This is a genomic window from Paenarthrobacter sp. TYUT067 (assembly GCF_023656375.1).
In the GTDB taxonomy this organism is placed as follows: domain Bacteria; phylum Actinomycetota; class Actinomycetes; order Actinomycetales; family Micrococcaceae; genus Arthrobacter.
The window spans coordinates 147,836-168,051 of the sequence record NZ_JAMOIT010000011.1 but is presented as its reverse complement, the minus strand read 5'-3'; the positions used below and the strand labels follow the sequence as shown (position 1 = coordinate 168,051).

Annotated in this window: 20 protein-coding genes; 14 read left to right on the top strand and 6 right to left on the bottom strand. The window is 62.2% G+C overall.

The window, feature by feature from the left end; translation table 11 throughout:
* Nucleotides 1-225 precede the first annotated feature (225 nt).
* The 4 genes from MOD31_RS12105 to MOD31_RS12090 all read right to left on the bottom strand — a co-directional run bounded on the left by MOD31_RS12105 (nucleotide 226) and on the right by MOD31_RS12090 (nucleotide 3,975).
* A complete protein-coding gene (locus MOD31_RS12105; protein ID WP_250820723.1) occupies nucleotides 226-1,119 on the bottom strand; it encodes a glucose 1-dehydrogenase in 894 nt (297 codons plus the stop codon).
* A gap of 178 nt (nucleotides 1,120-1,297) precedes the next feature.
* The gene (locus MOD31_RS12100) at nucleotides 1,298-2,128 is read right to left on the bottom strand and encodes an alpha/beta fold hydrolase (RefSeq protein ID WP_250820722.1); all 831 of its coding nucleotides are present in this window, start codon (nucleotides 2,126-2,128) and stop codon (nucleotides 1,298-1,300) included.
* Between the two features lie 71 nt (nucleotides 2,129-2,199).
* Nucleotides 2,200-3,054: an alpha/beta fold hydrolase gene (locus MOD31_RS12095; protein ID WP_250820721.1), complete on the bottom strand. Its 855-nt coding sequence runs from the start codon at nucleotides 3,052-3,054 to the stop codon at nucleotides 2,200-2,202.
* 9 nt (nucleotides 3,055-3,063) lie between these two features.
* The gene (locus MOD31_RS12090) at nucleotides 3,064-3,975 is read right to left on the bottom strand and encodes an alpha/beta fold hydrolase (RefSeq protein ID WP_250820720.1); all 912 of its coding nucleotides are present in this window, start codon (nucleotides 3,973-3,975) and stop codon (nucleotides 3,064-3,066) included.
* A 75-nt stretch (nucleotides 3,976-4,050) separates the two neighbouring features.
* Here MOD31_RS12090 and lysS point away from each other — a divergent pair, with 75 nt between their 5' ends.
* The 6 genes from lysS (at nucleotide 4,051) to MOD31_RS12060 (ending at nucleotide 12,684) form a co-directional block, all read left to right on the top strand.
* Nucleotides 4,051-5,580 (top strand): lysine--tRNA ligase, encoded by a 1,530-nt coding sequence (gene lysS / locus MOD31_RS12085; RefSeq protein WP_250820719.1) that lies wholly within the window; start codon nucleotides 4,051-4,053, stop codon nucleotides 5,578-5,580.
* A gap of 2 nt (nucleotides 5,581-5,582) precedes the next feature.
* Complete coding sequence (locus MOD31_RS12080; RefSeq protein WP_011772935.1) at nucleotides 5,583-5,756, top strand: hypothetical protein; 174 nt, start codon at nucleotides 5,583-5,585, stop codon at nucleotides 5,754-5,756.
* Nucleotides 5,757-5,884: 128 nt separating this feature from the next.
* Nucleotides 5,885-6,211, top strand: a complete 327-nt coding sequence (locus tag MOD31_RS12075) for an Lsr2 family protein (protein WP_014920382.1) — start codon at nucleotides 5,885-5,887, stop codon at nucleotides 6,209-6,211.
* A gap of 363 nt (nucleotides 6,212-6,574) precedes the next feature.
* Nucleotides 6,575-9,067: an ATP-dependent Clp protease ATP-binding subunit gene (locus MOD31_RS12070; protein WP_089593213.1), complete on the top strand. Its 2,493-nt coding sequence runs from the start codon at nucleotides 6,575-6,577 to the stop codon at nucleotides 9,065-9,067.
* A 167-nt stretch (nucleotides 9,068-9,234) separates the two neighbouring features.
* The gene (locus MOD31_RS12065) at nucleotides 9,235-10,452 is read left to right on the top strand and encodes a glycosyltransferase (protein ID WP_250820718.1); all 1,218 of its coding nucleotides are present in this window, start codon (nucleotides 9,235-9,237) and stop codon (nucleotides 10,450-10,452) included.
* Between the two features lie 129 nt (nucleotides 10,453-10,581).
* Nucleotides 10,582-12,684: an alpha/beta fold hydrolase gene (locus MOD31_RS12060; protein WP_223941425.1), complete on the top strand. Its 2,103-nt coding sequence runs from the start codon at nucleotides 10,582-10,584 to the stop codon at nucleotides 12,682-12,684.
* Between the two features lie 51 nt (nucleotides 12,685-12,735).
* On the opposite strand, the gene MOD31_RS12055 is transcribed toward MOD31_RS12060, so the two are convergent.
* Nucleotides 12,736-13,602 (bottom strand): hypothetical protein, encoded by an 867-nt coding sequence (locus tag MOD31_RS12055; protein ID WP_250820717.1) that lies wholly within the window; start codon nucleotides 13,600-13,602, stop codon nucleotides 12,736-12,738.
* 147 nt (nucleotides 13,603-13,749) lie between these two features.
* On the opposite strand from MOD31_RS12055, the gene MOD31_RS12050 reads away from it, so the two are divergent.
* The 8 genes from MOD31_RS12050 to MOD31_RS12015 all read left to right on the top strand — a co-directional run bounded on the left by MOD31_RS12050 (nucleotide 13,750) and on the right by MOD31_RS12015 (nucleotide 19,604).
* Nucleotides 13,750-14,259: an amino-acid N-acetyltransferase gene (locus tag MOD31_RS12050; RefSeq protein WP_223941426.1), complete on the top strand. Its 510-nt coding sequence runs from the start codon at nucleotides 13,750-13,752 to the stop codon at nucleotides 14,257-14,259.
* Between the two features lie 169 nt (nucleotides 14,260-14,428).
* On the top strand, nucleotides 14,429-15,877 hold the full coding sequence (locus tag MOD31_RS12045) for an FAD-binding oxidoreductase (protein ID WP_223941427.1): 1,449 nt from the start codon (nucleotides 14,429-14,431) through the stop codon (nucleotides 15,875-15,877).
* Nucleotides 15,878-16,253: 376 nt separating this feature from the next.
* Nucleotides 16,254-17,255 (top strand): dihydroxyacetone kinase subunit DhaK, encoded by a 1,002-nt coding sequence (gene dhaK, locus MOD31_RS12040; protein WP_142937167.1) that lies wholly within the window; start codon nucleotides 16,254-16,256, stop codon nucleotides 17,253-17,255.
* Between the two features lie 2 nt (nucleotides 17,256-17,257).
* Entirely contained in the window at nucleotides 17,258-17,920 is a 663-nt protein-coding gene (gene dhaL / locus MOD31_RS12035) for a dihydroxyacetone kinase subunit DhaL (protein WP_250820716.1), read from the top strand.
* Complete coding sequence (gene dhaM / locus MOD31_RS12030; RefSeq protein WP_223941429.1) at nucleotides 17,917-18,609, top strand: dihydroxyacetone kinase phosphoryl donor subunit DhaM; 693 nt, start codon at nucleotides 17,917-17,919, stop codon at nucleotides 18,607-18,609. Before dhaL ends, dhaM begins: the two co-directional genes overlap by 4 nt.
* Before the next feature lie 90 nt (nucleotides 18,610-18,699).
* On the top strand, nucleotides 18,700-18,876 hold the full coding sequence (locus tag MOD31_RS12025) for a CsbD family protein (RefSeq protein ID WP_035760998.1): 177 nt from the start codon (nucleotides 18,700-18,702) through the stop codon (nucleotides 18,874-18,876).
* A 104-nt stretch (nucleotides 18,877-18,980) separates the two neighbouring features.
* Nucleotides 18,981-19,241, top strand: coding sequence for a DUF4235 domain-containing protein (locus MOD31_RS12020; RefSeq protein ID WP_142937164.1), 261 nt, complete (start codon nucleotides 18,981-18,983; stop codon nucleotides 19,239-19,241).
* Between the two features lie 3 nt (nucleotides 19,242-19,244).
* A complete protein-coding gene (locus tag MOD31_RS12015; protein ID WP_142937163.1) occupies nucleotides 19,245-19,604 on the top strand; it encodes a VOC family protein in 360 nt (119 codons plus the stop codon).
* A gap of 33 nt (nucleotides 19,605-19,637) precedes the next feature.
* Here the strand turns inward: MOD31_RS12015 and MOD31_RS12010 are convergent, their stop codons facing one another.
* Nucleotides 19,638-20,150, bottom strand: a complete 513-nt coding sequence (locus tag MOD31_RS12010; RefSeq protein WP_250820715.1) for a glyoxalase/bleomycin resistance/extradiol dioxygenase family protein — start codon at nucleotides 20,148-20,150, stop codon at nucleotides 19,638-19,640.
* Nucleotides 20,151-20,216 lie beyond the last annotated feature (66 nt).

Sequence of the window (20,216 nt, the reverse complement as noted above, 5' to 3'; positions counted from 1 at the left end):
GCTAAGACCCACAGCGCCGATGGTACTGCACCCGGGAGGGTGTGGGAGAGTAGGACACCGCCGGACAACCATTAAGAAGAGCCCCAGCCACTGGCTGGGGCTCTTCGACTTTAACCCACCCACAACCAGGCTGAGCAGCCCGCCCCGGGAGCGAGCCTGCCCTGAATAGGCGGTAACAAGCTCGCCCCCCAAGAAGCCGCACCCAGAATAGGTGAGCGCCGCTAATTATGGCGTGGGGCTGCCGCCGTTGACGTTGAGCGTTTCACCGACAACGTAGCTGGATTCCGCTGAGGCAAGGAACACGTAGGCCGGAGCCAGTTCGGCTGGTTGGCCGGCGCGGCCCAGGGGTGTGGATTGCCCGAATTCCGGAAGTTCTTCCTTCGGCTGACCACTGCTGACCTGTAGGGGGGTCCAGATAGGGCCGGGTGCTACGGCGTTGACACGGATGCCCTTGGGCGCCAGCTGCTGCGCGAGTCCCTTGGTGAAGTTGTTGATGCTCGCCTTGGTGCTGGCGTAGTCCACCAGTGTTGGTGACGGGTTGTAGGCCTGGATGGATGTGGTGTTGATGATGGTGGATCCGGCAGGCAGGTGGGGGAGTGCTGCCTTGGTCAGCCAGAACATGGCGTACACGTTGGTCTTCTGCGTGTGGTCGAACTGTTCGTCGGTGATCTCGGTGAGATCTTCCTGCGCCACTTGCTTGCCTGCGTTGTTGACCAGGATGTCCACACCGCCGAGGACAGCAATAGCGGTGTCCACCACTTCCTGGCACATGGCAGAGTCTTTGAGGTCTCCGGGCACCTTCACGGCCTTGCGGCCTGCGGCCTCAATGATGCCGGCAATTCGGGCTGCGTCTTCTTCCTCTTCGGGCAGGTACGAAAGAACGACGTCTGCCCCTTCCCGGGCAAAGGCGATGGCCGTGGCGGCACCAATTCCCGAGTCCGCGCCGGTGACGATCGCCTTGCGGCCTTCCAGCCGTCCCGTTCCGCGGTAGCTTTCTTCACCCAGGTCGGCTTTGGGCGTCAGTTCAGCATCGAGGCCGGGCTCGGGCTGGTGCTGTTTGGGTGGTGAGATTTTTTCGTAGGCCGTGACGGGGTTTCGGAATGTGTACTGATCAGTCATGGTGGTCCTCCTGTTGCCGAGGTCTGGAACACGTCATGCAGCTGCCGGGAATCTGAACCGGTCAACGCACGCCCCCTAAAAGGTAAGGGGACTTAGTATTAACAGCCTAAGCGGGGGACAAGTTTCTGCCAAACCACGGTCCAAGGGCGTAGAGCCCGCCCGAATGCCGGCGAAGGTCCTAGCCCGAGAAGAACTCTGACAACTCCGAGATCAGCTTTTCCGGAGCCTTGATGGGCCCGTCATGCCCCGAGCCGGGCAGGATGGTGTAGCTGGATCCGGAAAGGATGTCGTGGATCTGGCCGCACGCAACGCCGAAGTATGCGGGGCTCTTTTCGCCCACCACAATCAAGGTCTCCAAAGGCAGTTCAACGAACGGCTCGGCCGGCATGTCCGCAGCGATGACCGCCTTGATCTCGCGGACACCGCAAGTCATCAGCTCACGCATCTGCTTGCCCAATGGAGTTCCGGCGGCAAGTTTGTTTGCCAAGGTCAGCATGGACAGGGGCATGCGGGCGAAGGCGCCGCCGGTCTCAACTCCCTTGATGAGGATGGCGAGGGCACGATCATAGTCACCGGCCGCCGTCGCGCGTTCATAATCCGGTGTCCAATCAGCTTTGACACTGTGGTTAACGGACACGGCGGGGTCGTACACCGCCAGGCGTTCCACCGGAAGGGTCCGGGCCGCGTGCAGCGCCACTGCGCCGCCGAAGCTGTGACCAAACACATCAGTGCTGGACGTGTGCTTCATGACGTCGTGGAGGTCCCGGATATCCGCTTCAAGCGTGTAGTCCTCCGACTGCGGGGACGAATCCCCGCGCCCACGGCGATTGAACGTGTGGACCGGGCGGCCAAGGGCCTCGCTGAGTTTCTGAGCGAAACGCTGGTAGTCAGTGGCAGTCACCATTGAGGCAGGAACGACGACGACGCCGGAGCCTGCTGCCAGTTCACCGCCGGTGGTGAGTACTTCGAGGTGTCCGCCGTCGTGGGTCATGATGATGTCGCGCGTCATAACTCGAGCCTAACCGAGCGACCTGAATGCAGGCAGCATGCCGCCCCTTATGTGTATAACCAGGGAACGGATCAGCTCTTGAAATAGTCCGAGATGTCGGAGACCAATTCATTGACCGCGGCCGGAACAGAGCCGTGAAAGCCTTTGGGCGAGACTTCCAAGGTGCTGCCTGGAACGGCCCTGTTAAGGCGCGCTGCGGTGACCTTATAGAATTGCGGGCTCTTCTTACCCACCATGAAGTGCGTGCTGGGAGGAAGGACGGCGAAATCCCGCGGAGTGTCGGACTCATCGAAGGCTGCTTTGAGTTCCCCCACGCCAGTGGGCAGCAAGTCGCGGAAGAGCTTGTTTACTTTGGTTCGTGACACCACGGCCATGAGCCCGACCAGAATGGGTTCCGGTACGCGGGCAAGTGCTGTCCCAGCCTCCATGCCCCGCTTCACCTTTGCCATGGCCTGATTGATGTCACCGGCATTGACGGAGTCCTCGAACCCTTTGATCCACCCGGTATCCATGCTGCCGTCAATGTTTACGGCGGCGTCGTACACGGCAAGTTTGTCCGGCTGGTGGGGCGTGCCTGCGAAGGCCTGGGCTGCGTTGAGCGCCACGGCGCCGCCCAAACTATGGCCCATGATGTTACGGGCACCCGTGGCGTCCATGATGGTGCGGACATCGGCGATTTCAGTCGCCATGGAGTAATTGTGGGGTTGCTCGCTTGACTGGCCCCGGCCGCGGCGATCGTACACATCCACGGCCCAGCCTTCGCCCAGTCCCTTGGATAGAGCTATGGAAAAAGGACGGTAGATCAGAGCAGTGAGGAATGCGCCTCCAATGAGCACCACGCGGCGCTCCCCGGGCGCGTCTTCCGTGCCGTAGCTGTACAGGGCGAGATTGCCGCCGTCGTGCGTTTTGATGTCCCGTTCCCTCACCGGAACATCCTAGGGGGCGCTGTCGGTTTCGTCCTCCACGGGACTACCGGGACTACCCGACAGGAACCGGGCGATCCGCGACGCGAGCCGTTTCCCGGGCCGGAGCGGACCCTCATGGAACTGAAGCGGCACCACCGCGAAGGTGATGGCCGGCACGGCGCCGGCCAGAATCCGGCCGGTCTCGGCGAAATACGACGGACTCCACCCACCGCTGAGCATGAGAGTAGGGGTGGAGAGCTGCATGAAATCGTGAAGGTGGGCGTCCGCGTCCAGTACCGCACGCATTTCCGTGACGGCGGTGGGTAGGAGGGAGCGCATCTCCAAACCCAGCCGGGTCCGGGCGGAGAGGACACTGAGCGCACGCAGCGCACCCATGGGCAGATAGGAAATCGGCCCCGCCGTTCCCAGTCCTTGCACCAGATGGGCCCAAGCGTGATCCAGCTGGCCGGAGGTTACAGCTTCCTCGAGCTCGGGCCGCCACCGGCTGTTGAGGTTGCCTGAGAGCGACACGGCGGCGTCGTACGTCACCAGCTTGTTGATTCTGGCTTGGCGCGCGGCCTGCAGTGCTACGAATCCGCCATAGCTGTGTGCCACCACATCCGTGGAGCCGGTGCGTTCCATGACGGTTTGAAGGTCCGCGATCTCAGTGCCCACAGAATAGTCGGGCGGCTGCGGTGTGGAATGTCCCCTTCCGCGCCGGTTGTAACTGTGCACCGGACGCCCCAGCATGACGCTCAGCGTCCGCGCGAACGGCCAGTACAGGGCGTCGGTCACCAAGGTGCCATGAACAAGTACGACGCCGGCTGGTTCAGCAGGTGCCTTCGAACCCGGAAGGGAAGCACCTGCAGAATCGGCAGGCCGAAAGGTGTGCACCTCAAGCTGCCCGCCGCCGTCGTTCGTTTCAACCGTCCACGTTTCCACAGCCTGAGTCTATGCGTTTCCCCGATCTGGGCCCCCGGAAGTAAAGGCCCGTAATCACCGGTAAACTTAAGGATTGTGACTTCCGCAAACACCCCCGCCCAGAACACCTCCGCAGAGCCCATCGATGCCAGCGAGCAAATGCGCATCCGTATGGAGAAGCGCGCCAAGCTGATGGAGCGCGGCACCGAGGCCTATCCGGTGGGTGTAGAACGGACCCATTCCCTCAGCGAGATCCGCGAGAAGTACGCACACCTGGAAGCCGATGAAACCACGGGAGACACCGTGGGCGTCACCGGCCGCGTCGTCTTCGTCCGCAATACCGGCAAGCTGTGCTTCGCCACGCTCCAGGAGGGCGGGGTGGACGGCAAGGGGGTGCGCCTCCAGGCAATGCTGAGCCTGGCCAATGTCGGTGAGGAAGCGCTCGCTGACTGGAAGGCCCTTGTTGACCTTGGAGACCACGTCTTTATCAAGGGCGAGGTCATCTCTTCCCGCCGCGGCGAGCTGTCTGTCATGGCCGACTCCTGGTCCATGGCATCCAAGGCCTTGCGTCCGCTCCCGGTCCTGCACGCGGAACTGAATGAGGAAACCCGTGTTCGCCAGCGCTACGTTGACCTCATGGTCCGCGACGAAGCCCGCGAAATGGTCTACAAGCGTGCAGCCATCACCCGCTCGGTCCGCGACACCCTTGACCGCCACGGGTACGTGGAGGTGGAGACTCCCATCCTGCAGCTGGTCCACGGCGGAGCTACTGCACGTCCGTTCGAGACGCACATGAACGCTTTCGACCAGAAGATGACCTTGCGCATCGCCACTGAGCTCTTCCTCAAGCGCGCTGTTGTTGGCGGCATTGACCGCGTCTATGACATGGGCCGGGTCTTCCGCAACGAAGGCGTGGACTCCACGCACAGCCCCGAATTCACCACCCTCGAATGCTACGAAGCGTGGGCGGACCAGTTCGTCATGGCCGAGCGCATGAAGGAAATCATCCTGAACGTGGCCGACGTCGTGGGGACACGCACCATCCAGACGGACGCCGGGGAAATTAACCTCGACGGCGAATGGGCGTGGATTTCGGTGTACCCGGGTATTTCCGAAGCTGTAGGGGTTGAAATTACTCCGGACACCACGGTGGATGAACTGCTGGCAATTGCTGCCAAGCACGAGGTCAAGGTGGACCCCAAATGGGACGCCGAGAAGATCGTTGTGGAACTGTTCGGCGAGATCGTGGAACCAACCCTGCTGAACCCCACATTTGTTTACGACTACCCGCCGTCGGCCCAGCCGCTGGCTCGCCCGCACCGTGAAGACGGCCGGCTCATTGAGGCCTGGGACCTGATTATTGGCGGCATGGAGCGGGGAACGGCGTTCTCTGAGCTCATTGATCCCGTGATCCAGCGTGAGCGCCTCACAGAGCAGTCCCGTCGCTCCGCTGCAGGCGACGAGGAAGCCATGCAGCTGGACGAGGACTTCCTGAGGGCCCTTGAATACGGTGCACCACCCATGGGTGGCATCGGGTTGGGTATTGACCGCTTGGTGATGCTGTTTACCGGTGCTGGTATCCGCGAAACCATCCTGTTCCCGTTGTTGAAGCCTGAAGGTCACTGATTATGGAGTACATCGCAGTCCTGGCGCCATCCATTGTGGTGGGATTGATCTTCTGGTTTGCCATGAAGTCGATCTTCAATGCGGACAAATCAGAACGTCAGGCGGAAGCCAAGGCGCAGGCCGAAGCGAATTTGAAAAACTCGGGACCTGCCTCCGAGGGGCCGGCAGCTAAATAGCTCAATTGGGTTCAGCTAACTGAAGAGAATCCAATTACGCTTTGACGTGCATGCTTGCCGTGAACGATAATCATCAAAGGAATCCGGGGAATTTCTGAATATCCAACCCTCCGAATGAGAGGCACCTCATGGCACAGAAAGTAAAAATCATCCTCGTCGATGACCTGGATGAAGGCGCCGCGGACGAAACTGTCCGTTTTGGCCTCGATGGCGTGAGCTACGAGATGGACCTGTCCACTGCCAACGCAGCCTCGCTGCGCAAGGCATTGGAGCCCTACGTCGCAAAGGCTAGGAAGACTTCTTCCGGCCGCGCAACCAGGGGCCGTGCAACAGCCGCACGTAACCAGGATTCGGCGCAAATCCGCCAGTGGGCCCGTGACAACGGCTACACCGTCAACAGCCGCGGTCGTATTCAGGCTGAAATTCAGGAAGCCTACCAAAAGGCCAATTCCTGATTAACCGCTGCAATGCCCCGGCAGTCTCTTGCCGGGGCATTGGCGTTTAAGGCGGAAGTTTGCGGGAGTCCCTCCCAAGCCTTGGAATATCCTGTGAATCCCCAGGAGTAGCAAGGTTCGAATACCGGCATGAATGGGGTTTCAACTAACTCGCGGCCAAGGGCGGCCGGAAATGCTTCCGGCCCGGCGCCACTGTGTGATGCCCGGCAAGGCGACAGGGTGACACCGGCGGCTAGCCGAGGTCAAGGGCTGGAGCCGGATTTATTCCGCAATCACGTCATGTTTCCCCTGTGGCGAACACGCCCCAAAAGTGCTTCTCAGACACGTAGCATCAAAGTACGTCGTAGCTAGGAGTGTGGCGAAATGTTTGAGAGATTTACGGACCGTGCCCGTCGCGTGGTCGTCCTTGCCCAAGAAGAGGCACGGATGCTTAACCACAATTACATCGGTACCGAGCACATCCTCTTGGGTCTGATCCACGAGGGTGAAGGCGTTGCTGCCAAGGCGCTCGAGTCCCTGAGCATTTCGCTCGATGGCGTTCGTGAGCAGGTGCAGGAGATCATCGGTCAGGGCCAGCAGGCCCCATCCGGTCACATCCCCTTCACCCCGCGCGCCAAGAAGGTGCTTGAGCTTTCCCTCCGCGAAGCACTGCAGCTCGGCCACAACTACATCGGTACTGAGCACATCCTGCTCGGCCTCATTCGCGAAGGCGAAGGCGTGGCCGCCCAGGTGCTGGTGAAGCTTGGGGCGGACCTGAACCGGGTCCGTCAGCAGGTTATCCAGTTGCTCTCCGGCTACCAGGGCAAGGAGACCGCTGGCAGCGGCTCGGGCCAGGGCCAGCCGGAAGGTACTCCTGCCGGTTCGGTGGTGCTTGACCAGTTCGGACGCAACCTCACCCAGGCTGCCCGCGAGAACAAGCTCGATCCCGTGATCGGCCGCGAGCAGGAGATGGAACGCGTCATGCAGGTCCTCTCCCGCCGCACCAAGAACAACCCGGTCCTGATCGGTGAGCCCGGCGTCGGTAAGACTGCCGTCGTCGAAGGCCTCGCCCAGGCGATCGTCCGCGGCGATGTCCCGGAGACCATCAAGGACAAGCAGCTGTACACGCTTGACCTCGGTTCCCTGGTTGCCGGTTCCCGCTACCGCGGTGACTTCGAAGAGCGCCTGAAGAAGGTTCTCAAGGAAATCCGCACCCGCGGCGACATCATCCTCTTCATCGACGAGATCCACACGCTCGTTGGTGCAGGTGCTGCCGAGGGCGCCATCGATGCTGCATCCATCCTCAAGCCGATGCTTGCCCGTGGTGAACTCCAGACCATCGGTGCCACCACCCTTGACGAGTACCGCAAGCACATTGAGAAGGACGCTGCGCTTGAGCGTCGTTTCCAGCCCATCCAGGTCAAGGAACCCTCTGTTGCGCACGCGATCGAGATCCTCAAGGGCCTGCGTGACCGCTACGAGGCACACCACCGCGTAACGATCACCGACGGCGCCCTCGCCTCGGCGGCACAGCTGGCCGAACGTTACATCTCGGACCGCTTCCTTCCGGACAAGGCGATCGACCTCATCGATGAAGCCGGCGCACGCCTGCGCATCCGCCGCATGACCGCTCCGCCGGAGCTCAAGGCCATGGACGAGCGCATTGCTGACGTCAAGATGGAGAAGGAATCGGCAATCGACGCCCAGGACTTCGAGGGTGCTGCCTCGCTGCGCGACAAGGAGCAGAAGCTCATTGCCGAACGCGCAGAGAAGGAACGCACGTGGAAGTCCGGCGGCATGGACGACATCTCCGAGGTTGACGAGGATCTGATCGCGGAAGTTCTTGCGAACTCCACGGGCATTCCGGTCTTCAAGCTCACCGAGGAAGAGTCCTCGCGCCTGCTCAAGATGGAAGACGAACTGCACAAGCGCGTTGTGGGCCAGGACGAGGCCATCAAGGCTCTGTCCCAGGCCATCCGCCGCACCCGTGCAGGCCTGAAGGACCCCAAGCGTCCTGGCGGCTCGTTCATCTTCGCCGGGCCCACCGGCGTCGGCAAGACCGAACTTGCCAAGGCACTTGCCGAGTTCCTGTTCGGTGAAGAGGACGCCCTCATCACGCTGGACATGTCCGAGTACTCCGAGAAGCACACGGTTTCGCGTCTCTTCGGTGCACCTCCGGGCTATGTCGGCTACGAAGAAGGCGGCCAGCTGACCGAGAAGGTCCGCCGGCGTCCGTTCTCCGTGGTCCTGTTCGACGAAGTGGAAAAGGCCCACGCGGACCTCTTCAACTCTCTCTTGCAGATTCTGGAAGACGGCCGACTGACCGACTCCCAGGGCCGCGTGGTGGACTTCAAGAACACGGTGATCATCATGACCACCAACCTTGGTACCCGCGATATCTCCAAGAGCGTGGCCACTGGCTTCCAGTCCGGTACGGACACCCAGACCGGCTACAACCGGATGCGGGCCCGCGTGACGGAGGAGCTCAAGCAGCACTTCCGCCCCGAGTTCCTCAACCGTGTTGACGACGTCGTGGTGTTCCCGCAGCTGACGCAGGACGAGATCATCGAGATCGTGGACCTGTTCGTGAACCGCTTGGAGCGTCGCCTCAAGGACAAGGACATGGGCATCGAGCTCACCCCCGCTGCCAAGGTTCTCCTGGCCACGCGCGGTTACGATCCCGCCATGGGTGCCCGGCCGCTGCGCCGCACCATCCAGCGCGAGATCGAGGACCAGCTGTCCGAGAAGATCCTGTTCGGCGAGATCCACTCCGGCGACATCGTGGTGGTGGACGTTGACGGCGAAGGTGACGACGCCAAGTTCACATTCGAAGGCAACGCCAAGCCGCGAATCCCGGAGATCGCTCCCACCGCGTAGTCTCTACAGCACAAAGCGCACCAGCACTAAGCCCCGCCCGCTCCAACAAAGAGCGGGCGGGGCTTTTGCGTTGGCGCGTGCCGAGTTTTTGTACAGGTAATGCCCATAAGGTGGCTTCATAAGGGCGTTATCTGTACAAAAACTCCGAAGAAGGGAGGTGGGACCGCATGCGCGTTCTCATGGTGGCTCCGGGGACTCGGGGAGATGTCGCGCCCATGGCGGGGCTGGGAAACCGTCTACAAAACCTGGGCTATGAGGTGGCCATCGCGTCCAACCCTGCCTACGCCCCTCTTGTTGTCGAGTCCGGCTGCGAGTTCAGGCCGCTCCCCGGAGATCTTGAGGCACTGATCAGGCAACCAGCGCCCGGCGCCAACGCGTCATCCGGAAGTGTGCTCAGCTTCTGGCGGAAGCTCACTGAATACATGGATGACGCCGCCACCGGAACCCTGGCTGCGGCTGAGGCCGGGGCTGACGTGATCTTGGCCAATTCGGTGGCGCCCTATGCGTACGACATCGCAGAAGCCCTGGGCATTCCGGCCATAGGAGCACATTTGCAGCCCACGGAGCCCAGTGCAGCATACCCGCCGGTGCTCATGAATTCTGCCCGAAGCCTTGGCGCTTGGGGAAACAAGATTATTGGTGAGCGCGCAGCTGCGGGCCCGGCTCCCTACGATCGCCCCAGTGCGCGCCTTCGCAAGGAGCTCGGACTGGGCAGGCAGAGCCGCGCAGCCGGTGAGCGCCGTCGTCGCAAAGCGCACGCCACTATTCTTCACGGCATCAGTCCCTCAGTGCTGCCGAGGCCTGCAGATTGGCACGCGGGCCTGGTGATGGCGGGATATTGGTGGCCGGCCGTGAGAGCGGATTGGCAGCCTCCGACGGACCTGGTGGCCTTCCTTGCCGACGGCCCACCGCCCGTTTTTGTTGGTTTTGGAAGTAGTGCCCACATCGACCCCACTTTCATCCTCGAGGCAACCCGCCGTGCCGGAGTGCGGGCTGTTGTACAGGGAGCGGACGGAGCCCTGGGTGACGATGCGATTGGCATTGGGGGCGTTCCGCATGAGTGGCTGTTCCCGCGGATGGCGGCAGTGGTTCATCACGCCGGGGCGGGAACCACTGCGGCCGGCTTTCGTGCGGGAGTGCCTGCCATTGGCGTCCCGGTCTACACGGACCAGCCGCTGTGGGCGGCCCGCGTTGCATCACTCGGAGTGGGTCCCCAGCCGATGCCCTATAAGAAGCTGACTCCGGAGCGCCTTGGTGACGCGATCGCACAAGCTGTCAGCACGCCGTCGTACGCGCACCGCGCCGCGAAAGTGGCGGCGGCCATCGCAGCGGAGGACGGAACCGCGCCCGTGCTCCAAGCCCTGGAAGACCTCCCAAGTAAGTAGCAGCAGAGCGCGTTTTGAGCGTTCAAAACGCGCTCTGCTGCGACTCAGTTGGGTGAATATGTGAAAGTACTGTTTCACTGTGAGTGAACCACTCTGTGATCTGGTGCACAATCCGTGTTGAATCGGACCATGGACTCTGCTGACACTCATGCACGGGCCGAGCAGCCCGAAACCCCGTTCCACGACATTGACCACTACCTCGCCATCCCCCGGGTCGGTGGCCTCACCCTCAGTCCGGACGGCAAGCGACTGGTCACCACCGTGACCACGCTGAACGGCAAAGGAACCGAGTTCGCCACTGCGCTCTGGGAGCTGGACCCCAGCGGCCGGAAACACGCGCGCCGCATCACCCGCAGCTCAAAAGGCGAATCCGGTGCCGTCTTCGCTGCCAACGGCGACCTGTACTTCACCTCGGCCCGTCCCGATCCGGAAAGCCCCGACGCGGACCCCGTGAATGCACTGTGGCTGCTGCCCGCGGACGGGGGAGAGGCCCGCGTGGTCCACTCACGTTCGGGTGGCATTGGCTCGGTCATGGCCGCCCGGGACGCCCATGCCACCTTCGTCAACGCTGAGGTCCTGGCTGGATCCGCGGACGAGGAGAACGACGAGGAACGACGCAAAGCCCGCAAGGACAACAAGGTCTCGGCCATTCTGCACAGCGGCTACCCGGTCCGCTACTGGGATGCCGACCTCGGTCCGGCCGAGCCGCGGATCTTCGCTGTGGAGCAGGGTGAAGAAGAAGCCCCCGGCAAGCCGTCCACCGTGGATGCGTCAACGCCGCTGCGCCTCCGGAACCTGACACCCGGCGTCGGCGGATCGCTGCGCGAAGCCAAGACAGTGGTGAGCCCGGACGGCAAGACCATCTACACCAGCATGACCAAAGCGCTCGCGAAGGCTGACAGCCGCGAGGTGCTTGCCGCCGTCGACGTCGCGACCGGGACCGTCAAGGTCCTGCTGGACCACCCGGGAATGAGCTACTTCCCCGGTCCGGTGAGCCCGGACAACCGGACATTGGTGGTGCAGAGCGAGAGCGACACAACACCCGCGCAGGCTCCCCAAGTGAAACTCCACATGCTCAACGTCGCCGGCGGCGAGACCACCGACTTGGAGCCGCTCGCGCACCAATGGGACCGCTGGGCCAACCCCGTCGCCTGGCTCCCCGACGGCAGCGCCGTGCTGGTAACAGCGGACGACGACGGCGCGTCGCCGGTTTTCCGGATCAGCGTCGCGGATGGAGCAGTCACTCGGGTGACGGAAGACGCCTCCGCCTATTCCGACGTCGTGGTTTCTCCGGACGGAACCACGGCGTATGCGCTCCGAAGCTCGTACGAGTTCCCCGCCGAGGCTGTACGGATTAATCTCTCCACCGGTGAGGTGGTCCGGTTGCAGGCGCCGGCGGAGCGGCCTGTTTTCAAGGGCAAGTTGGAACGTGTGGAAACGACTGCCGAAGATGGCTCCCGTATTCCTGCATACCTGGCGGTCCCTGAGGGCGCGTCCAGGGACAACCCGGCACCGCTCCTGCTGTGGATCCACGGCGGGCCATTGGGTTCGTGGAATGCCTGGACGTGGCGCTGGAACCCGTGGCTGCTTGTAGCCAAGGGCTATGCCGTCCTCCTTCCCGACCCCGCCCTGTCCACCGGCTACGGCCAGGAGTTCATCCAGCGCGGGTGGGGCGAATGGGGAAAGAAGCCCTTCACGGACCTCATGGCCATTACGGACGCCGTGGCTGCCCGGCCGGACGTTGACGAATCGCGGACAGCAGCAATGGGCGGGTCCTTCGGCGGCTACATGGCCAACTGGGTTGCCGGGCAAACCGACCGCTTCAAGGCAATCGTCACCCACGCCAGCCTGTGGGCACTGGACCAATTCGGCCCCACCACCGACGCCGCCCAGTACTGGCTCAAGGAAATGACCGTGGAAATGGCGATGGAAAACTCGCCGCACCGGAACGTGGGCAATATCAAAACTCCCATGCTGGTCATCCACGGTGACAAGGATTATCGAGTTCCCATCGGCGAAGGCCTCCGCCTCTGGTACGAGCTACTGTCCTCATCCCAGCTGCCGGCCGATGAGAACGGCCAAAGCCCGCACCGCTTCCTGTACTTCCCCGACGAGAACCACTGGATCCTGCAGCCTCAGCACGCGAAGGTTTGGTACGGAGTGGTTGAGAGCTTCCTGGCCAAGCAGGTGCTGGGCGAGGACGTTCCTTTGCCGGTGGAGCTGGGAGTGTAGATCCGGTGACGCGGGAACCCTCATTGGCCGCCGCTACCGTTTGTCTTGGTGTTATCGGGACAGGATTCTGCGCAGGTCCCCGTTGAAATCGCCGCCGTAGACAAACCGGGCAAGCCATGCGATCGGCCCGATCGCTTGTGCCTGAGCGATGACATGCGAGGGTGTCCCTTGTTGCTCCAGCTGCTTCAGTTGTGCCTTCCATGCCGCTGATACCGAGCCGCTGGCTCCTCGGTCCCAATGTTCAACCGACGTTGCCGCAAGGTGTTCAGCCGCCGACCGTAAGTTTCGCATAGCCTCTTTGCGAGCTGCGGGACCGAGGTCCCGCTGGAGTTCCAGCAATCGTTTGCGGTTCAGGCGCCAAGCGAGGAGGGCCAGGAGTGCAAGTGTCAGCGTCATCTTGATGAGCCACGGTGCGACCTGCCCGGTATCAAATCCTCGATCATCGGCGACGCCCGTGGCAGCCCTGAAGGTCACGAGGCCGACGACGAAAAGTCCCACAATCAGTGTGCACACGGTTCCGTATCGTGCTGCCGGCCTTGCGGGCACCGGGAGGAAGAGTGCAACTGCCAGGAGCACGATTCCGATCACCGCGGCAGGGGAGGCTACCGAAGCTGCCTGCTCCGCGGTGATATAGGTGCTCTTGCGATCTGAAGGACCGAACATCACGGCTGCTGTCAGTGCGGCCGACAAGCCGGCGCTGAGGAGGAAGCCCCACAATGCCTGCCACAGGATTCGCTTTCGTCCCCTCGTAATGTCGGGGGCTTTTGCTAATGCACCACGACGCTCGTGCAGCCTATGCAACTCGCGGTACAGCCGCTGCCGAACCCTGTCATTTACGGCAATGGCCTTCGCTGCCGCTTCCGAGACGGCGACAACATCGCTGAGGGTGCCCTCCAGAGTGAGAACGGCCTTCTTCATCTCAATACCTTTCCAGTTGGGTGGCACCACTTGAGACTAGTTCCTCCCTGGCGTCCTGTCCGACGACCGGACTCCGGATCATCCGTTCGCGAACCATGTGGTGCTGTGTGCGCGGCCGGGACCTGTTTGCCTCGTTAGGATGGGGGAGTGAATTCGACCTTCAGCCTCCGCCCTGCCCGCACCAGCGACGTGGCGGCGATCAAGAGGCTTGTGGCCCCCTTGGCCGAGGAGCGGATCCTCATGGCCAAGGAGACTGTGGCGTACTACGAGAGCCTCCAGGAATTTCGGATTGCTGAATCCGACGATGGCGAAGTGATCGGCTGCGGGGCCCTGCACGTCATGTGGGAAGACTTGGCGGAAATCCGCACCCTTGCCGCAGCCGACTCCTGGCGCGGGCGCGGAGTGGGTCACGTCCTTGTGGAGAACCTTCTGGAAGAGGCGCGAGCCCTGGGCGTGAGCCGCGTGTTCTGCCTGACGTTCGAGGTGGACTTCTTCAAGCGTCACGGATTCGAAGTCATGGCTGACCAGTCCGTGGTTGATCCGCAGGTGTACTCGGAGCTGCTGCGCTCGCATGACGAAGGCGTTGCCGAGTTCCTTGACCTTGCCCGCGTAAAGCCCAACACCCTGGGCAACACGCGCATGATCAAGCAGCTCTAACACCCGCCGCAGCACTCTTGCGGTTTAATTTCCGCCACCAAGGCCAAGTGGCTCAGGCCTGCCCGATTATGCGTGATTTATTTTCCCTTCTCTTATATCCACTTGATGGATAAACTGATGGTGGCTTGCTGGGGAAGCTTCCACCACATCGGTCAATTGAGAGAAGATCATGCAGTCCCACGCGTCCTTTTCAGATGTTTCAGAACTCCAACTCAGCGTGCACGGCCCCGTGTTCACGCCTGCCGATCCGGGGTTCGCTCCCGAAGTAGCGGCTTTCAACCTCTCTACACAGCACCAACCTGATCTTGCCTTCGGCGCCCTCGATGCTGAGGACGTTTCCGCGGCTGTTCGCTGGGCGGCTGAGCGCGGTATGCCCGTCTCCGTCCAGTCCACCGGTCACGGCGCCACCAATGCCATTGAGGGCGGCCTGCTCATCAGCACCCGCCGGATGCTGGAGCTGAGCATTGACCCCATCGAGAAAACTGCCCGCGTTGGTGCGGGCGTCCGTTGGAAGGCCGTGGTGGATCTCGCCGCGACCTTCGGTTTGATGGGCCTCTGCGGTTCCACTACCGACGTTGGGGTGGTGGGCTACACCCTGGGCGGCGGCCTGCCCATCCTGGGCCGCAAATATGGTTTCGCCTCAGATCACGTCATTGCCTTTGAACTCGTCACCGCCGACGGCACGCAGCGCCGGGTGACCAAAGACGAGAACCCGGAGTTGTTCTACCTTCTCCGTGGCGGCAAAGGAAACCTTGGCATCGTCACGGCCATGGAATTCCATCTCTTCCCGGCGGACGATCTTTACGCCGGCGGGTTGTACTTCGACGGCGGACATGCGCCTGAGGTCCTGCGGGCATTCCGGGAGTGGGTGCCTTCGCTGCCGGTGGAGGCATCAGCGTCCATGGCGTTCCTGCGCCTCCCGGAGATGGAAATGATTCCGGAGCCACTGCGTGGAAAGTTCGTCATCCATCTCCGCTACGCCTATCAAGGTGATCCGGCAACCGCCTCGGAAGTCCTGGAGCCAATGCGCACTTGCGCACCCTTTATGATGGACGCCACCGGGCCTTTGAGCCCCACCCAATTCGACACCATTCACCAGGACCCGGACCAGCCGGTGCCTGTGCGGGAGCATGGCTTCCTGCTGGATCGTCTGGACGAACAAACCGAAGATGCCCTGTTGCGGCACTTTGGTCCCGGGGTGGACAGTCCTGTGTTGTTGGCGGAACTGCGGCTCCTGGGCGGCGCCCTGGCAAAGAGTGCGGACGGAGAAGACATTGTGGGTGGCCGTGACGCAGCGTTCAGCTTCTTTATGGGAGCCATTGCTGTCCCGCCGGTCCTGGACATCCTGCCAACAGTCTTTAACTCGGTTCATGAAGACCTTCGTCCGGCTGCCAATGCGGGGACGTTCGTGAATCTGCACGGCCACTTTGTGGATGCTGAGGACAGGGAAAGGCCGTGGCTGCCCGGTGCACGCGAACGGCTCAGGAAGGCGAAAGCGGAGCTGGATCCGAAGAATATGTTCAGCTTCGGTCACGTTGTAGGGCTTCCGGTCATCGATCAGACGGTGCTGCTGCAGGACGTTGTCTCTACCGGCGGCGACGCCGTCCTGAATAGCTAAGGGGGATGCGAACAATGGACCCCAGGGTCACGTTCCCCGATTTCTCCGCATTCCAGATCGATATGCCTTACGGATCATGGCCCCACGAAACCTCTTTGCAGGACGCGGGCCACTCGAACCCTGATCTGTACTCCGCCTTCTGGCCCGAGTATCAGGCCGGAAGTAAACCCGAGGCGGTGACAACCCAAGCGGCCGAGGATTAGCGGACCGAAAAGCAGCATCACCGGAAGGGATAGTCATTGGGGGCTGTCCCTTCCGGTCATTAAGAGGGTGGTCCTAGCGCTATTTATGCACAACCGGCGCTTCAGGCCTACCGTGCCAACAGCCCCCGGTAGTAGGGTCAGAGCACCAGCCACAGCACGCCCAGGAGCATCACATGAAAAAGCTCATTAATGATCCACGCGCCGTGGTGGACGAGTCCGTTGAAGGTTTCGGCATGGCCCATGCCGACATCGTGGACGTCCATCCCGACCCCAAATACGTCGTCCGGAAAGGCGCTCCCGTAGCGGGCAAAGTAGCCCTTGTCTCCGGTGGCGGCAGTGGCCACGAGCCCCTGCACGCGGGCTTCGTAGGCCTCGGCATGTTGGACGCCGCGGTCCCCGGCGCAGTTTTCACCTCGCCCACACCGGACCAAATCATCCCGGCAACCGTCGCCGTGGACTCAGGCGCCGGCGTCGTCCATATTGTGAAGAACTACACCGGCGATGTCCTGAATTTCGAAACGGCCGCCGAAATGGCGCAGGCTGAAGGCGTGCGCGTTCGTTCAGTGTTGGTCAACGACGACGTCGCGGTGGAAGACTCGCTGTACACGGCTGGCAGGCGCGGGGTTGGTGGAACGGTCCTGGTGGAGAAGATCGCCGGTGCATCCGCCCAGCGAGGCGACGACCTTGACGCTGTCACCGCCATCGCTGAGCGCGTAGTGGCCAATGTGCGGACCATGGGTGTTGCCCTGTCCGGCTGCACGGTTCCGCACGCCGGTACGCCGAGTTTTGAACTCGCGGAGAATGAGATTGAGATCGGCATCGGCATTCATGGCGAACCTGGACGGCACAAGATTGCGATGGAAAGTGCTGACGCCATCACGGACCGCCTCCTGGAGCCTGTGCTGGAGGACCTGGCCCTCGCGTCAGGCGAGAAGGTCCTGCTCTTCGTCAATGGCATGGGCGGCACCCCGCAGAGCGAGTTGTACATCGTGTACCGACGCGCTGCCCAAGTTCTGGCCGAGCGCGGCGCCACCGTGGAGCGCTCGCTGGTGGGGAACTACGTGACCTCCCTGGAGATGCAAGGGTGCTCAGTGTCCGTGCTGCGCCTCGATGACGAGCTGACCAGGCTGTGGGACGCGCCCGTCCACACTGCAGCCCTGCGGTGGGGAGCCTGAGCATGGGTTTGGACGTTCAGTGGGCGCTGGAATGGTTGAAACTCTCCGCTAAAGCCATGGACGAACATCGGGTTGAGCTCATTGAGCTGGACCGGGCGATCGGCGACTCGGACCACGGCGAGAACATGGACCGGGGATTCCAAGCTGTGCTGCAGAAGCTCGACGAGACCCCGCCCGATACTCCTGGAGCGGCGTTGAAGGCTGCAGCGATGGCGCTCATGTCCAAGGTGGGCGGAGCTGCCGGACCGCTTTACGGCACGGCGTATCTGCGGGCAGCAACCTCCGTGGGGGACGCGAACGACATTGAAGCGGAGGCGTTAGCCGCTGCCCTCGTGGCCGCCCGTGATGGCGTGGTGGCCCGGGGCAAAGCCGAGCTCGGCGACAAGACAATGATCGACGCCTGGACACCGGCGGTTGAAGCTGCCCAAAAGGCGGCCGCGAGCGGTGCAGACGTGCTGGCGGTTCTGGAAGCGGCTGCGGACGCTGCCGAAGCCGGGGCCGTGGCCACCGATCCTTTGGTGGCACGCAAGGGGCGGGCAAGCTACCTGGGGGAGCGCAGTGCAGGCCATCGCGACCCCGGCGCCGCTTCCACCGCGCTGCTCCTCCGCGCGGCCGCAGCAGCTGCCGCCGGTTCGACTGGCGATACAGGAACCGACGCCGTATGACCGTGGGGATTGTGGTGGTGTCGCACAGCAGCAAGATTGCTGAGGGGGCGGTGGAACTCGCCGCGCAGATGGCACCCGACGTCGAACTCGCCGCCGCCGGGGGAACTGACGACGATCGAATCGGAACCAGCCTGGAGAAGGTGCTGGCCGCCGTCGAGCAGTCCCTGGTTGATTCCGGGGGCGACGGCGTGGTGGTGCTGACCGATCTTGGTTCTGCTGTGATGACAGCCGAGTCGGCGGTGGAGTTCGCCAGCGATCCCGAAGCCGTCCTCATCGCCGATGCGCCGCTGGTTGAGGGGCTCGTTGCTGCGGCCGTCGCCGCTCAGGGAGGTGCCGGCGTCGAGGATGTCCGCAAAGCAGCCGAAGCTGTGGCGTTCGGCAACACGCCCGCAGGTGATGCGGGCCCGGAGGCCCCTGATGTCAAGCATGAGCCGGATGCAAGCGGTGAATTCGAGCTCATCAACCCCTTGGGAATGCATGCCAGGCCGGCGGCCAAAATCGCCGGCGGGCTGTCCGGGCTGGATGTGGAGGTGACGGTCAACGGCGTTGATGGCATGTCCATCATGGCGCTCATGGCACTGGCCGCCGGCAAGGGTTCCACCCTGCGCGTTGAAGCGAGCGGCAAGGACGCCTCGAAGGCCGTGGAGTACGTGGGGCGGCTTGTGGAGGAAGGGTTTGGAGAACTCTAGGTTCTGACAATTTTCTCCGAAATATTGCTAAGTACACTGATTAGTGATGTTGTAGAGGTACAGGTTCACTACAAGGAAGAGGTACGAAACATGGGTGCTGACGACAAGATGGAGAACGCTGGCGAGAAGCTGGGCGGCAAGGCTAAGGAAGCTGCCGGAAAGCTGACGGACAACGAGCGTCTGGAAGCCGAAGGCAAGGGCGACCAGACGAAAGCCGACCTCAAAGGTGCCGGCGAGAAGCTGAAAGATGCCTTCAAGAAGGATTAAGAATCCAGGCAGGGCCGCTGCAATTGCAGCGGCCCTGCCTTGTTTCTGAGGCGGTTGTTGTGTGAGACGTCGCTTGGCGGCGCCCTATCTTATGGAGGATCTTGGTGAACATACTGGTAAAAGTGTTTGGTCTGGCAATTGGCCTTGGAGCTGGCACGCTCGCAAACAAAACGCTCGAAGGCCTCTGGGAGAAGAAGACCGGCAAACCTGCCCCCAAAGACAGCACGGACCTCAACGATTCACTACCGGGCGTGCTTGTGTTCGCCGTTGTTTCCGCAGGCGTGGGCGCAATAGTTCACGTTCTCACCCAGCGCGGCACCAAGAGCGCCATTGCCCGCATGAAGAAAACTGCTGACGAGGTTTAACACATGGCTATAGCTAAATACCCGAGTGTGGTTATCGATTGTCCTGATGCCGGCGCCTTGGCCGCCTTTTATGGCGAGCTCTTCGGCTGGGAAGTGGAGGACAAAGGTGACTGGTTTGATATCCGACCCAGCGATGGCAGCAACTGCATCTCCTTCCAACAAGTGGAGGTGTACCAGGCGCCCAAATGGCCCGGCCAGACCATCCCGCAGCAGATGCACCTGGACATGATCGTGGAGGATTTGGACAAGGGCGAGGAAGTTGCCCTGTCCCTTGGTGCGAGCAAGGCTGACCACCAGCCAGGAGAAACGTTCAGGGTGCTCCTTGACCCGGCCGGGCATCCATTCTGCCTCTGCCTCACGTAACGGAAGCCCGCCGGGCATGGCCTCTTAGTGAGTTCAGCCCTGCTGGGCGGCCCACTCATCAACGCGGCGGTTGCTCTCTTCCTCCGAGATATCCTCAACCCGCGTCATGATGGACCAGCGCACGCCGAACGGATCGCGAATGCTCGCGTAACGGTCACCTGAGACGAACGTGGACAGCGGCTCGCGGATGGTTGCCCCAGCATGTTCGGCCTTCTTGACCAGTCCGTCCGCGTCCTGGCAATACAGGCCGAGGGAGTAGCAATCGTCCTCGCCGCTTGGCGCCGGCACCAGATGGTATTCCGGGTTGGGCTCGCCAAGTTGAAGGTGGCCGTTGCCGAAGTCGAGTTCGGCGTGGACGACCACCCCTCCCATCTCGGTCTCGCCCACAACTCTGGCCCCGAACACATCACGGTAGAAGGCAATGGCTTCCTTGGCGTTGGGCACCGAGAGGAACGGCGTCAGGCTTGTCAGGCCGTTCGGGATGCCATGTGTGGTGTGCTCGCCGTGGGCTGCTGTGATGGACTCTCTGCTTGTAGTATCTGTCATGGTTATGACGCTACGGGCACCTTGCCCTGTTGCGCTTGGAGATTTGCGACAGCTTTGATCCTCAGG